Source organism: Mucilaginibacter sp. P4_E8 (genome assembly GCF_056401495.1).
The window spans coordinates 13,146-28,686 of the sequence record NZ_JBFUJG010000023.1 but is presented as its reverse complement, the minus strand read 5'-3'; the positions used below and the strand labels follow the sequence as shown (position 1 = coordinate 28,686).

The following is a 15,541-nucleotide window of genomic DNA, read 5'->3' as shown; positions in this document are numbered from 1 at the left end:
AATAATTGATATGGTGAGGAGTATGAATTAGTGAATAAAGGCTATTACCTGCTAATTTTGGGGTTGCACCTACGGAGCAATGTTGTTTTTTGGTTTGGCTTGCTACAAACAGGTAGCTCCTAACGGAGCATATAAACTTGTGTAAACATGATAGTGCCTTTGGAAAGGTTAGGTATCTCAAATGATTCTCATTTGAGATACTATAAGTTATAAAAACTTGTGGCATTATCGCCCCAAAATAACACCTGTTCTGTTGCTGATAGCTTTGCGCAATAATTATTCATCACCTGCATAGTACCTTCATAACCACCGGCAAGCAGGCATACCGGCCAGTCGGAGCCAAACATTACCCGGTTAATACCAAAGGCGTTGAACACTACATCCAAATACGATGTAAAATCTTCGGTTTTCCAGGAATTCCACTTGGCCTCGGTAAGCATCCCTGAAATTTTGCAATGTACATTTTGGTGTTTGGCCAAAGCCTGGATATCCTTTTGCCAGTCGCTTATTTTTTGATCCTTAATATGTGGCTTGGCCAAATGGTCAACCACAAACTGCTGATCAGGAAAGCCCCCGGCCAACTGTACCGCGTAGGGCAAGTGTTCAGGATATATCAATATATCATACGTATAACCGTGCTTTTGCAGCCGGGCTATGCCCTTTTGAAATTGCGATTGTAACATGTACTGTTTATCGGGCTCCGACTGTAAAATATGCCTAAACCCTTTCAACTTATCATATTGCTTGTAATCCTGTAACCTTTTATCAAGATCATTAGCTTTCAGGTCAACCCAGCCCACCACGCCTTTAACTTCGGGGCTTTCGGCTGCAAGGTTTAATAAAAAACGGGTTTCTTCTTCAGATTGACTGGCCTGTACTGCTACACAACCATCAATGCCGTACTGCTGTAATACGGGTAACAGATCGGCTGGTAAAAAATCACGTTTTATCACCAGCATTTCATCGTTGATCCAACTATCCCTAACCGGGTCAAATATCCAGAAATGCTGGTGCGCATCAATTTTACGCATAAGCTACAACGTTTTGCTTTGATTCACCCAATCCATCGATGCCTAATTCAACCACATCACCAGGTTTTAAATAAAATGGAGGTTTCATACCCAGACCAACACCAGCTGGCGTACCTGTTGATATAATATCACCTGGCAACAGGGTCATGAACTGACTGGTATAAGATATTAAATGCGGCAGATTAAAAATAAAGTTTGAAGTAGTGCCATCCTGCAGGATTTGTCCGTTCACCTTAAGCCACAAGCGCAAGTTGTGCGGATCGGCAATTTCATCAGGCGTAGCCAGGAAGGGGCCAAGCGGTGCAAAGGTGTCGCAACCTTTTCCTTTATCCCAGGTACCATTACGCTCCAATTGAAACTCGCGCTCTGACACATCATTATGCAATACATATCCGGCCACGTAATCCATAGCGCTGGCTTCGTCAACATACGATGCTTTTTTGCCGATCACAACGGCCAGTTCCACTTCCCAGTCTGTTTTTACAGAGTTTTTAGGGATCACAATATCATCAAACGGACCAACTATAGCGGTGGTAGCCTTCATGAATATTACCGGCTCAGGTGGCAGCGGTGCATTGGTTTCTTTAGCGTGATCGGCATAGTTTAAGCCAATGCATACAATTTTTGATGGACGCACAATCGGACTGCCCAAACGTACATCAGCGGCAAGCTCAGGCAATTGTTTATCTTTTATAAAAGCAGCCAGACGGGCAACACCACCGGTTTCAAAAAACTGCTCGGTATAGTCTTCGCCAAAAGCCGAAACATCGTATTTTTTATCGTTAAGGATCACTCCTGGTTTTTCCTGTCCGCTGGCGCCAAATCGTATAAGCTTCATATGGTTATTGTATTGTTTTTTTAAGATTAGTTGTTCAAGGTAATAAATCCACCGTCAATAGGGTAATCGGTACCGGTAATAAATCCGGCCTCGTCAGAGCACAGGTACAATGCCAGCGCCGCTACTTCCTCTGATTTGCCCATACGGCCAATTGGCTGACTTTTGGACAATTTTTCAAAGATCTCGGCTTCCTGCCCGGCATAGTTCTTAGCTATAAACCCATCAACAAAGGGAGTATGGATACGTGCCGGCGAAATACAGTTACACCGGATGTTATCATGCAGGTAATCGCGCGCTACCGAAAGTGTCATGGCATGTATAGCGCCCTTGCTTGTAGAGTAGGCAAACCTATCGGTAATGCCTACGCTGGCTGCTATGGAAGCCGTATTTAAGATGACACCCCCTCCATTAGCTTTGAACATAGGGATAGCAGCGAAAAGACAGTTATAAGCCCCTTTTACGTTCACGTTAAATACGCGCTCAAAATCTTCAGTACTGGTATTATCAGCACGACCAATATGGGCTATCCCCGCGTTATTTATCAGGATATCAATTTTACCGATCTTGTTGAATGTATCAACTACCTGCTGCTGGTTACTTACATCGCAGGCATAGCCTGTTGCTTTTCCGTTGGCGGCTTCAATCTCATTTACTGTTTCGGCTGCTGCTTTGTCATTTAGTTCGATGATGTGTACAGTGGCACCCTGCTGTGCAAACAATACAGACATAGCTTTGCCTATACCGCTGCCGCCGCCTGTAATCACTACCGATTTATTGGTTAATTTAAACATGTTAGCCCCCTCTAAATCTCCCCCTAAAGGGTGAGACTTTTTTGTTTTATTTTAATGTTACTAATTTGTCTTTTCTTAAGCCCTCTCCTGAAGGAGAGAGTTGGGTGAGGCTTCTTTTATAACGATACTCCCCTTTTCCATGGTATAAAATCATCCTGACCTAATTTTACTGCTTTAGGCTCGGCCTCGCCGCTGGCAACCTGTATCACATAGTTTAATATACGCTCGCCAGCTTGCTGAATGGTTTCATCGCCTTCAATAATGGTACCGCAGTTAATGTCGATAATATCGGGCATTTTTTCGAACATGACCGTATTGGTTGATAGTTTTACTACCGGAGTTATCGGGTTACCGGTTGGCGTGCCCAAACCGGTGGTGAACAACACGATATTGGCGCCTGATCCTACTTCGGCGGTGGTGCTTTCTACATCGCTGCCGGGAGTACAAAGCAGGTTTAAACCTGCTTTGGTTACTTTTTCAGGATAATCAAGCACGGCGGCAACTGGTGATGTCCCTCCTTTTTTAGCTGCTCCTGCCGATTTAATGGCATCGGTAATTAAACCGTCCCGGATATTTCCGGGTGATGGGTTGGCATAAAATCCTGAGCCATCTGCCTCTGCACGGGCGTTGTAGGTGGTCATTAAATGCATAAAGCGGTTGGCGGTTTCTTCGTCAACACAACGGTCGCTTAGTTCCTGCTCCACACCACAAAGTTCAGGGAACTCTGCAAGGATCACCGAGCCGCCCATAGTTACAAGAAGATCAGACACATAACCCAAAGCTGGGTTTGCCGAAATGCCCGAAAACCCATCAGACCCACCGCACTCCATACCAATACAAAGTTTTGATAACGGTGCAGGCTCACGTTGTGTTTGGTTTGCTTGTACCAAACCGGCAAAAGTTTGCTTCAGAGCTTGTTGTAACAGTTCGCTTTCGGTACCTACTTTTTGCTGCTCCAGTACCACTATTGGTTTGCTGAAATTGGGATCACGTTTGGCTATCTCGGCCTGTAAAATACTTACCTGGGCATGCTGGCATCCTAAACTTAAAATGGTTGCCCCAGCTACATTTGGATGGGTGATATAACCCGCGATTAAACCGCATAGGGCATCTGAATCATCCTTGGTACCGCCGCAGCCCATGCTATGGTTTAAAAACTTAATACCATCTATATTTTTGAATAAGCGTTTAGAATCCGGCCTTTCGGTGGAGGCCTGAATATCGGCATTCAAAATTTCCTCAACCGATTTACCTGCCTGGTAAAGCTCCATCAGCTGCTCCACGTCACCCTCATAGCTTTTGGCTTTTTTATAACCCAGCTTATCAACCAGGGCTTCTTTTAACACATTGATGTTACGGTTTTCGCAAAATACAAGGGGTACAACTATCCAGTAATTGCTGGTACCCACCGAACCATCGGCACGGTGATAGCCCTTAAATGTTTTGCCTTCGAAATTGCCCGTATCAGGCTGGTGCCATTGCAGTTTACGTTCGCCCAAATGAAAACCGTCTGACGCATGGTGAACATTCTGCGTACTCAACAGGCCACCTTGCGGTATGGTACTTGTTGCTTTACCTACCAATACGCCATACATATAAATTTCGTGACCCGCCGGTAGCTCGTTTATGGCAAATTTATGTTTTGCTGCTATACGATCAGCTAAAGCAAAGGTATTGCCCTCAAAGCTTATCATTGTTCCCTGCTCCAGATTTTGCAGGGCTACCAGCACATTATCATGCGGGTGTATCCTTAAAAATGTTTCTTTTTGTGCTGACATTATATCAAGTTCCTTATTCCTTTATCTATATTCTTTTATCTAATTATTGAGCGTTAATTCAATAACCGGTATCTCGTAATCGGGCTTTTTGGTTGGCAGCGTTAACACCAGATCTTCTGGGTTTGTTGCCGATGGTTTAAACAAAAGCTCTGAATGATCATTTAAAAACTGCGCGTATGATATTTTACCATTGTATCCCGGTAAAACAATTGAGCCTGTATTGGGATAGTTATACAAATGTACGTATAAACGTTTGGTTGCTTTATTATAGGTAAGTTTTGAGCTATCGGGTTTTTTATAAGTATCAGGCGCGTAGGTACAGTTATAAATAGCGTTGCTGTTGGCATGCATCCAATGGCTCAAGCTATCCAGGGCACGGGTGGCACGAAAATCAAATTCGCCGCGGGCTGTTGGGCCAACATTCAGGATCAGGTTACCGCCGTTACTTGCCGAAGTAATTAACAGATCAAGCAGCTGACGATGTGTTTTCCAGGTATTTTCATCACGATAGTATCCCCATGAACCCGAAAAGGTTTGGCAGGTTTCCCATGTTTTGCCCCGATATTTTAATAGTTCGGCGGTGCTTACCTGCTCAGGGGTCTCAAAATCGGCTCCGTCCTTATATTCTTCCAGGTTAAGCCTGTTATCTACAATAATACCTGGTTGTAGTTTCCTGATCAATTTTAACAGTTCAACTGATCCCCATTCGTCCTTGCCTTTTCCATGACCATCTTTACGAGGGAATGAAAAATCAAGCCATAGGATATCTATTTTCCCATATTTGGTCAATAGCTCCGTGATTTGGTTGCGCATGTACTGACGATATTTGGCCATATCACGATTTTTATTCAAAGCGGCATAAGAGGCATCGCTTTTATCTTTTGGCGATTGCGGGTGAATTTCGTCAATGGTATAATCAGGGTGGTGCCAATCGAGCAGGGAATAATAAAACCCAACCTTTAGGCCCTGCCCGCGGAAAGCGTTCACATACTCGCGTACCAGGTCGCGTTTGGCTTTGGTATTGGGAGCTTTGTAATCGGTAAATTTCGAATCGAACAAACAAAAACCTTCATGGTGTTTGGTGGTCAATACCGCGTATTTCATACCCGCGGCTTTAGCTTGTTTCGCCCATTTTTGCGGATCGAACATATCGGGGTTAAACTGATCGAAATATTTTTGATAACCCGCATTATCAATCTTTTCATTATGCTTTACCCACTCGTGCCTGGCCGCTCCCGAGTACAAGCCCCAGTGAATAAACATGCCGAAGCGGTCGTCTTTCCACCACTCCATACGTTTTTCTTTTTGGGCATCGGTTTCGTTGCCTATCATTTTTTGTGCAGATACCTGTGAGACGGTTAAAAGCACCAGCGCTAATAGTAATTGTGTTCTTCTAAGCATAATTATTTATTTAGTTGGCATTGGTTACAAGGCAAATATTTTATTCATCAAAACCCACTTTTCGCCCTTCAGGGCGCCTTTTACAGGTTGTTGGTATTTCCACATCAGGGTTTCCCATTCCTGCACTTTGGGGTTGGCGTCATCCACAGCGGCTTTTTGTTCAAAGCTGAAGCTGTCGTCAGTTTCCATGATCATAAATAAACGCACATCAAAACGGTAGATCTCCATATTGGTGATGCCCGAGTCGACGATGCTTTTACGGATCTCGGGCCATATGGCTTCATGATACTTTTCGTATTCGGCAATCAAACCTTCGTCATCAACTAAATCAAGCGCTAAGCAATATCTGTGGCCCATAAATATGTTATAAATCAGGTGGTATTGGTAGTACAAAGAAATAAGGTTTGCTGTAAAATAGTTATCAGAAAATCGTCAAAGTGTTCAGCTTTTTTGGCATGGGAAGGGTTGTGAGTATTTTGATCCGATATATATATATTCCCTCCCCACGGGAGGGGTGTGATGGATTGTGTAGTGGCAGGGAGGGGTGTCTACACGTGACACAAGCGTGCAATGCCTACGAAACCCCTACCTCCCCCTTCCCCAAGGAAGGAATCGCACTAAGCCAGGCTTTCTTTATTTTTTCGAATACTTACGAATTCTTGCCCGAAAAGTAGGTTGATATTTAGGATTTCTCTCTAAAACCAATCCTTTTCCAATAAACCATAGTCCCGGTTAAGCCGCCGTGGGGCTTTAACGCAAACTCCGGGATCACACCGGTGAGGGTGAAACCCAGCTTTTCGTAAAGTGCGGATGCTCCATCTTCTTCCGCGGTATCAAGAACCAGTAGGGTTTTCTTTTGCTCAATGGCTAAACGTTCTGCAACTTGCATCAGCGCTTTGGCAATGCCCCTGCCCCGATAGCTGATGCGGGTCATCATTTTGGCTATTTCGGCCCGGTGCGGCTGGTTGGGTGGGAGGCTAAGCAGCAGCGTTACAGTCCCTGCAAGGATATCGCCATCAAATGCGCCCAGCACTATGCGTTCACCTTTTTCGGCCGCAGCAAGCGAGCCATCCCAAAAGGCATTGGCCTCCTCTAATGCCAGCGGGTGCATGAAACTAACCGATCCACCGTTAGCTACTACTTCAACCAGTATTTCGCTCAACACCTCACGGGTTTGTAGTGTGTTATTTAAGGGTTCAATTTTGATAGATGACATAATTATTCGATATCATTCATTCCTCAACGATGAAGTAGGATTTGCCAACGCCGCCCTAAATGTTAAATAGAACGTAGTTGCTACCGCGATGCTTATTAAAGCAAATACTGGCAGCACAAACTGCCACCAGGTTAGTGTTACCCTAAACGCGTAATTATTAAGCCATTGGTTAATAAATATGTACGCAACAGGCAAGGCAAACAGGCTTGATATCAGTATAAGCTTCACCACATCCCAGGTGAGCAGGGAAATGATATTTTGTACCGATGCGCCCAAAACTTTGCGTACGCCTATTTCTTTGGTGCGGCGGGCCGCAGAGTAGGCGGTTAAGCCAAAAAGACCAATACAAGCTATAAATATAGCCAGTGATGAGAACAGGGTAAACACATGGCCGAACTGGGTTTCCTGGCTATACTGTCGGTTATAAAAATCGTCAAGGAAAAAGAAATCAAATGACGATTCGGGAAAGTTGTTATCCCAGGTACCTTTAATGTTGTTCACCATTTGGGCCATGTTATGCTGGCTTACTTTAACCGAAAAATAATCGGCCGGGATCCATGACAAACCGGGGTCCATGAACAATATTACCGGGGTATATTTTTGTTGCAGCGATTGCTGGTGATAATCCTTTATCACACCAATGATCTCATTTGGCCGTTTTTCTAAAGTTTCGATCCATATTTTTTTACCGATGGCATCCTGCGGGGAGTTAAAACCAAACTGTTTTACTGCCGATTCATTAAGCACCATTCCGGTTGAATCCGCAGGGCGACTTTTATCAAAGGCCCTGCCTGCAACCAGTTGCATATTATAGGCCTGGATAAAATCATGATCAACCCGCAGCATTTCATAGGTGCGCTCCTCTGATTTTGGCGCACCAAAACGCCGGTTGGCTAAAAATTTGCCCACCTCCTTACCTGGTACCGCACCCGACAATGTAACCACTTTTACACCGGGAAACGCCAGCAGCGTATTTTTAAAGCTATTGGTTTTTTGCGCGTAATTGCTTGTATTTACCGGTGTTTTTATAACGATGGTTTGGTTAATGTTTACCCCGGTACTTTGGCTGCTCATGTAAACAATTTGCCTGTAAACAGCAAAGGTACCCGCAATAAGCAGTACGGATGCCATAAACTGAAAGGCCACCATCCCCCTGCGCAACAACACCCCGCTTTTTGAAAACGCGAACCGCCCTTTAAGCACCGCTATAGGTTTTAACCGGGCCAGCACTGTAGCCGGGTAAATGCCCGATATTAAAATACAGCCTAAAAACACAGCACTTATTTTTAATAATAACGCGCCATCAAACAACAGGCCATAAGTATTGCTATCATATAAATAATGCAGCAGGCCATAGCGGGCACCCATCACTAGTATAATGGCCGCAAACAGGGCAGCTATGTTGATAATGAACGACTCCATCAGGAACTGGAGAATAAGTTGTGACGCGTGCGCCCCGCTTACTTTGCGGATACCTACCTCACGGGCCCTGTCGACTGATTTGGTTGTGGCCAGGTTAATATAATTGATACAGGCTATAAGCAGGATGATATAAGCTATTACATTTAAAAAATTAACCGCGAAGCGGTTGCCTTTAACCTCAACTTCATTGGGTTTTGCCGGGTTTAAGTGAATATTGGTAAGTGGTACCAATTGGATACCCCATTTCAGATCTTTTAGCGACGGGCCTGTTTTATACCTTTCGGCAAGTGCCGGAAATTTAGCTTCTACCGCCAAAGCACTGGCTCCGGGGTTAAGCTTTACAAAAGTGTAGCTTTCGTGCTGATACCAAAAATCTTTCAAAAACTTTGGTGTGGTAGCCCATGATATCAGAAAACTAAACTGCATGGTGGAGTTGGCTGGGATGTCTTTAAACACACCGGTAACCATGCAATGGTAACTATCGCTCAGGGTAGTTATATCCAGGAACTTGCCCACAGGATCGGCATTGCCAAAATACTTTTTTGCTGCCGATTGCGAGATCACCATGGTATTTACCTCTTTAAGCACCGTTAAGGGATCGCCCTTTACCAGCGGATAGGCAAAAAAACTAAAGAAGTTACTGTCGGCAAAGCAAACATGTGTTTCACGGTATTTGGTGTTGTTATATTTTACTACCCTTTCTGAATTGCTCCAGTTAATACGGGCGTATGAAGCAATTTCGGGCAGGTTGGCTTTCATGGCTGTGGCATATCCATTGGTGCTGGTAGGCCAGCTATCGGTAAGGTTATTTCCACGGTAAAACTGACTCTCAACACGATAAATGTGAGCCGCATCCGGGTGGATGCGGTCAAAGCTTTTTTCAAAATTCACAAATGCGGTAATGAGCATGAATGCCGCCATACCCAGTGCCAAACCAGTTACATTAATAAAAGTGTATATTTTGTTTTTTACAAGGTTGCGGTAAGTAACCAGCAGAATGTTACGGATCATAAAGTGCAAAGGTTGAATGCTAAATATAAGGTTTTTTGGTAAAGTTCAATCCCGTTCATTGCCGCGGGTGTTACAAAATAACGGGCACGGCATTGCGAGGCGCGAAGCAATCTCTACAAAAGTAGGTGCATCGTATAAGGGTTAAACTTTAAGGCTGCTCTGTACAGCATAGAGATTGCTTCGTACCTCGCAATGACGTGTTTTTAATGATTTAAAGCCCTCTTCTTTGCAGAGGATTAAGTGAGGCGTTCAGTTCTTGGTAAACTCCTTTTGATACATGAGCGGGCTTTTGCCGGTTACTTGTTTAAAGTGTTTATGAAAGGTCGAAAAATTATTGAATCCACTATCGTAACACAATTGCTTAATGTTCAGCTTGTCTTCAATCAGTAGTTTGCAGGCATAGCCCACCTTGATCTCAATAATGAACTGCGAATACGTTTTGCGGGTTTTGGATTTAAAGTACCGGCAAAATGAGTTGGAACTTACCCCGGCTATTTCGGCTATTTCGTCCAGGTATATCTTTTTCCTGAAATTACGTACCGAGTATTCATAAATATTATTCAGCCTGTCGTTCTCTGATTCGTTATGGTCATATTTAAAACCAATGGATGTAAGGTAGTTTACCGGGTTGGTAGTGGCCACGGTATTGAGGGCCTTAAGCAGCATGATGATCCTGTCGGCGCCATCAGTATTCAGCATAGCCGCCAGCAGATCGGCTACTTTATCTTTAGTGCCGCCTGTTATTTGCAAGCCCCTTTTTGACCGTTCCAGTAAAACTTTTATCAGTTTATTTTCCGGCAGTTGTAAAAACTGGTCGCCCCAAAAGTTTTCGCAAAAATGCACCACGATCATCTCCACCTTTACATTTTCGTCGTGATGAAAATAAGCATCATCAAAACGCCAGTAGTGCGGCAGGTTTGATCCAACCAGGGTCATATCACCGGCTTTAAACTGCTTAATACTATCACCGATAAACTGTGTCCCGCTGCCTTTTTTAAAATATATCAGTTCAAGCTCAGGATGGCAATGCCACCTGTTATTTATATCGGGCAACACATCATGCCTTACGCTAAATGAGTGCGCAGGGCCCGAAGAAACTTTTAGTAAAAGAGGTTTCATTCAACTTAATTTACAATTGAAGGGGTAAATGTATATAAAAAATGTAAAAATAGCTCATTTTTAATTCTGATGATCATTGTAAAATGATTGTTATTATTATTTTAATATCTTGCCGCCGATTTCAAACCTAAACCAATCTGAATGAAACACTTTTACAAATTATTATTACCTGCTCTATTATTACCTTTTTTTTCTTACGCCCAAAGCAATTATAAACCAGGCTACGCTATAACCGTTAAAGGCGATACTTTACGCGGCTTTATTGACATGCGCGAATGGGCAACCAATCCACGGAAAATTAATTTCAAAACAACCGCTGATGGAAACAATACCCATAGCCTTGGACCCGCTGATATTTCATTTTTTGATGTAACCGGCTTTGAGTCCTATCAGCGACATATTGGAACACTTAATATCGACCGTGTCAATGTAAATTCAATGACCGTTGGCCGCGATACCAGCACTATTACCGATTCTTTATTTTTGAAAGTTATTCAGAAAGGTAAAAGCATAACGCTTTACGAATATTTCGAGGGCTCAAAGAACCACTTTTTTGTGTCAGAAAACACAGACAATAAACCCATTGAGTTGGTTTATCGACTATATGATGATGGCGGAAAAACTGTAAACGAAAATGGATACATGCGCCAGTTGTATGCACTGGCCATAAAATATAATGTTGACAACGAGGTCTTAAAAATACAAACCGAAAGGGCCGATTATAAACTTTCTGATATAGAGCTCATAACAGGCATTATTAACCGTATTAGTAAAAAGGAAATTAAAAAGGCTTCTCCGCTTAATAAAGGCACTATATTTTTTGTGGGCATTGGTGTAAATGTCGGAATAATAAAAACCGAAAGCTTAATTTCTTCAACAACTTACACTTACTCAACATCGGTGCTTCCAAGGATAGCAGCCGGGCTCAACGTATTAGCCAATCCAAATGTAGGCAGGTTTATATTCAGGATTGAAGCCGCTTTTTGGGCTAACAGGATTAATGCAAGTGTACCACTAAATGGAGCCACTTATAATTACAAGTTAGACCAATATACCTTATCAATAATACCCCAGCTGTTATATAATTTTTATAATACCGACCATCTTAAGTTTTATGGTGCCGCGGGTGCTTCGTTAAACATATCCCGATATAAAGATAATTACGTTACCATTAATTATGACAATAAGGTAAGTGCTGCACATGCTGATCCGAAAGTTACTAAAGGGTGGACTTCATTTCCGCTAAAAGTTGGTATAGTACTTAATAAAAAATATGACCTTTTTGTATCATACAGCGCTTCGGCCCCTTTTACAGACGCCGCGGAATATGATATAGTGGCCAGCAGCATTCAGGCAGGCTTAAATTATTCGTTTTAATAATAAAACAACCTGGAACCGGCTACAAATGTGCTATTGTGTTGATCAATATCAGGGCAAACATTCATTATAATTTTTTGTAGCTAAGGCCACTTTATTAGAGGCAAAAAAAAGTATATTTTTTTTCACAATCGATTGAGTGATTTAAAAGCAATAGTTTATATTTGTTAGTGTTCAATACACACTCAACCTAATTTAAACTATTGCTTTTATTATTTTAAACCTAAATAAACGGGGTTAACGCCTTATGAACAGAATTTGGCACGCGTTACGTGTAGCTTTTTATTATTTCGTTATATTTAGTAAATGCAGCATCAATCGTTAACAAATACGCTTTCGCTGTGGAACAATAATCTGATATAAAAACTGAAAATTATCAAACTTAAATGACGCAATCTACGTATATCAACTAAATAAAAAAGCGTTCCGGTATCTCACCCCCGGAACGCGCGGTTATTGAATAAATCAATAACATCAACTAAATCCAGATCAACCTCATGTTTGATCTATCTCACCATCTTTCTCAGGGATGGTAAGGTCTTAAATATTTTTTAAGGCTTTATCAGTCTTAAAACGGTGGCGGTCCTCCGGGGCCGCCGCCAGGTGGTGGTCCGCCTGGCCCCCCTGGTCCTCCCATGGTTGGCCTTTTTCCGGCAAATTTCTGTAGTTTAAGTGTAAATGTAAGCAGGTAGTATCGCCCTAAACGGTTCGAATTCGTTTGTGTTACATAGCTTCCGCTTTGGGTACTGGTATAACCGGTATTCTGGTTAAACACATCCATTGCTGATAAACGGAGCGTACCAACGTTTTGTTTTAAAAACCTGCGTTCTATGTAGGTATTCAGTATGTTAGGGTTGGTGGCACCGGTATAACCATAGTACAATACTTTGGAGTAATCGTAGCTCAGGGTCCAGTTTTTCCATACGTAATTTTTACCGTTAACTCCCAGGTTAAGCATCCTGAAATTATTGTTGATGTTGGCCTGGCTTACGGAGTTATTTGATTTGTTAATGCTGTAGGAGGTACTGGCTTCCGCATCAATAACATCGGCAATGCTCACGCGAAAGCGTACGCCTTGCGATAGTACCAGGTTTTTGGCGATGTTTTTCTCTGTAGTCATTTGATAGGTATCAGCATCTACGTTAGATATATATGAGACGTTGTTATTGTATGAAATGTTACCAATAAAAAATAAATTATACTTTCTTTTTTCCCATGGCTTGGCAAACACATAAAAACCCGAAGCCGAATAATAGCCATCTGCATTTAAATACTGCGTTAATATACTACCGGCCAGCTTGCTATCGGGCGCGTAAACTTTAGGGTAGTTAATGGTATTGGCCACAATTTTATTATCGGTTTTGGTGAACGAAAAATTACTGAAAAACACATTTCCGGTTTCGAAATTGAACTTGTTATACTTGATAGAAAGGCTATTATTAAACTCCGGTTTCAGATCAGGGTTACCCTGTACCGGGTATGATGCGTTCGAAAAATCAGTCACCGGCTGCAGCTCGGTATAAGTTGGCGGGCTGCTGCTGCCGTTATAATTAAAGCTTAATGATTGATTACGCGAAAAATTATAAATGAACCTTGCCGTAGGCGCAAAATTAAACATACTGATATTGGTTGACGTCCCTGCCATTGACGATTGGCCCTTTAAAACCGATGGCTGGGCCACCACACCTAAGGTATAGTTATACTTTTTGGCAATAAAACGGTAGTTAAGCCCAAAGCGGTTGGTGATAAAAGTAGAATTATAGTTATTGCTCAACAGATCATACTGCTCACGGTTGCCATTATCGGCCAGTGTATCTGTCAGTTTATCGGCAGTGGTATAGGCATAATGATAGGCATAATTGAGTTCCAGGTATCCCCTTTTGCTTACCGGCTCTAAAAATGATAATGTGGTACCAATACTATCGGTATGGCTATCGGTATTAATGAACTGATTAAGCGGCGCGTTTGCGGCTCCTTCAATATAAGTATAAACCGGGTTTTGGTATTTATTAATGCTGTAACTGCCGGCACCCACGTTTAAGCTCAAGTTACGCCCGTGACTGTTAAACCGGTGGTTAAATAATATGTTGGCCCCGTAATTTGGTTCAGACGAATTACTCAGGGTATTAAAATTATAATTGGAGATGGTTTCAGCATTATTGATGAGGCTGTTGCTGCCTGCCTGCGTGCTATTTACTTTGGCGTAGGCAAATGATGGGGTTATTTTTACATAATTAACCGTATCGGGCTTGTATTCTATATTAAAATTAAAGCGGTGATTCAGGTTCTCATCATTTTGCGAATTAGTTTGCGTACTGGTACTTGGGTTGCTGGGCGACAGGTTATTTTGGATAGTATTGCTCAATGTAAAAACCGAATTATCGGCAAAACTATAACTACCATAGGCCGTTATTTTTTTACTCCAGCTATCGCGGTAATTAAATCCAAATGAGCGGGCAGTGGTTATACCATTGGTTGAGGAACTATTCCTTCCCCCGGGTGGCCCACCAGGACCACCACCCCGTGGACCACCGGCACCAAAGCTAAACAGGTTGGTATTGGTGTTATTTAAATTGCCCAAAAAGGCCAACTGCCTATCGCCACTAAAACTGAACACGTTTGCCTGGGCCACATAGCGGTTCCCTTCTTTATCGCTGGCTATGCCGGGTATGGCATCCTTGCCCCCACCTACACTGGCCTGGCCAAAGTAACCGTAGTTTTTACTCTGTTTTATGGTAATGTTTAAAACCTTATCAGGCTCACCGGTTTTTACACCCGTTAAATTAGCCTGATCGCCATAATCATCAATGATCTGTATATTTTGTACAATATCGGCAGGTAAATTCTTCGTGGCTGTTTTCAAATCTCCCCCAAAAAAGTCCTTACCGTTCACCCTTACTTTGGTTACGCTTTTGCCTTGCGCGGTTACATTTCCATCTTTATCAACGTCAACACCAGGCAGTTTTTTCAAAACATCCTCAACAGGTGCATTATCACGTACTTTGTAAGCATCGGCATTAAATTCAATGGTGTCTTCCTTTAACTTTACCGGGTTTACATCGGCAATAGTAACTGTGTTTAACATGTAAGTTTCGGTTTTCAGGATGATGGGTGCCAGCGTTACGGGCTTATTATCGGCATTTAAAATAAACCTGCGTTTTAAGGCTCTGTAACCTATTGATCTTACAACCAAACTAAACTGGTTGGCCTTTACCGGGTTAAAAACAAAACCACCTTTAGCATTGGTAATTACGGTGGTACTGTCTGTACCGGTTAGCAATTGTACAGTGGTGCCGGGCAAAGTAACCCCGGTTGAATCCTGCACCGTTCCGCTAACCTCACGACCGCTTTGGGCGTAGGTATTAAGGTTAAGCAAAAATGCAGCGGCTATGAGTACGTATAGAAATTTCATTTTATGGTGATATGATTAGTCACAAAAAAACACTACCACTTTTATTATAAAAAACAGAATAGACCTACAAGAGGAGAACATAGATAAGGGCCTGATTTTACCCTATAAAAGCACACAACCAAAACCCGTTTATGTGACAATCTGT

General features: G+C 42.6%; 11 protein-coding genes. 1 reads left to right on the top strand and 10 read right to left on the bottom strand.

Annotation, left to right across the window (positions count from 1 at the left end):
- Positions 1-200 precede the first annotated feature (200 nt).
- From AC1DRQ_RS12030 to AC1DRQ_RS11990, 9 genes are all read right to left on the bottom strand, one after another.
- On the bottom strand, positions 201-1,031 hold the full coding sequence (locus AC1DRQ_RS12030; protein WP_477424645.1) for an amidohydrolase family protein: 831 nt from the start codon (positions 1,029-1,031) through the stop codon (positions 201-203).
- Positions 1,024-1,869, bottom strand: coding sequence for a fumarylacetoacetate hydrolase family protein (locus AC1DRQ_RS12025; RefSeq protein WP_477424643.1), 846 nt, complete (start codon positions 1,867-1,869; stop codon positions 1,024-1,026). Before AC1DRQ_RS12025 ends, AC1DRQ_RS12030 begins: the two co-directional genes overlap by 8 nt.
- 26 nt (positions 1,870-1,895) lie before the next feature.
- Positions 1,896-2,660: an SDR family NAD(P)-dependent oxidoreductase gene (locus tag AC1DRQ_RS12020; protein ID WP_477424641.1), complete on the bottom strand. Its 765-nt coding sequence runs from the start codon at positions 2,658-2,660 to the stop codon at positions 1,896-1,898.
- A 116-nt stretch (positions 2,661-2,776) separates the two neighbouring features.
- Positions 2,777-4,438 carry a UxaA family hydrolase gene (locus AC1DRQ_RS12015; protein WP_477424639.1) on the bottom strand — a complete coding sequence of 554 codons (1,662 nt, stop codon included), beginning with the start codon at positions 4,436-4,438 and terminating at the stop codon, positions 2,777-2,779.
- Positions 4,439-4,477: 39 nt separating this feature from the next.
- Positions 4,478-5,839: an alpha-L-fucosidase gene (locus AC1DRQ_RS12010; protein WP_477424637.1), complete on the bottom strand. Its 1,362-nt coding sequence runs from the start codon at positions 5,837-5,839 to the stop codon at positions 4,478-4,480.
- Between the two features lie 24 nt (positions 5,840-5,863).
- A complete protein-coding gene (locus tag AC1DRQ_RS12005) occupies positions 5,864-6,196 on the bottom strand; it encodes an L-rhamnose mutarotase (protein ID WP_477424635.1) in 333 nt (110 codons plus the stop codon).
- Positions 6,197-6,521: 325 nt separating this feature from the next.
- Positions 6,522-7,055 (bottom strand): N-acetyltransferase family protein, encoded by a 534-nt coding sequence (locus tag AC1DRQ_RS12000; RefSeq protein WP_477424633.1) that lies wholly within the window; start codon positions 7,053-7,055, stop codon positions 6,522-6,524.
- A 12-nt stretch (positions 7,056-7,067) separates the two neighbouring features.
- A complete protein-coding gene (locus AC1DRQ_RS11995) occupies positions 7,068-9,488 on the bottom strand; it encodes an ABC transporter permease (protein WP_477424631.1) in 2,421 nt (806 codons plus the stop codon).
- A gap of 249 nt (positions 9,489-9,737) precedes the next feature.
- On the bottom strand, positions 9,738-10,607 hold the full coding sequence (locus AC1DRQ_RS11990) for an AraC family transcriptional regulator (RefSeq protein ID WP_429398328.1): 870 nt from the start codon (positions 10,605-10,607) through the stop codon (positions 9,738-9,740).
- A gap of 141 nt (positions 10,608-10,748) precedes the next feature.
- Between AC1DRQ_RS11990 and AC1DRQ_RS11985 the strand changes: the two genes are divergently transcribed.
- Entirely contained in the window at positions 10,749-11,984 is a 1,236-nt protein-coding gene (locus AC1DRQ_RS11985) for an outer membrane protein (protein ID WP_429398330.1), read from the top strand.
- 568 nt (positions 11,985-12,552) lie between these two features.
- Here the strand turns inward: AC1DRQ_RS11985 and AC1DRQ_RS11980 are convergent.
- Positions 12,553-15,396: a TonB-dependent receptor gene (locus AC1DRQ_RS11980; protein WP_477424628.1), complete on the bottom strand. Its 2,844-nt coding sequence runs from the start codon at positions 15,394-15,396 to the stop codon at positions 12,553-12,555.
- Positions 15,397-15,541 lie beyond the last annotated feature (145 nt).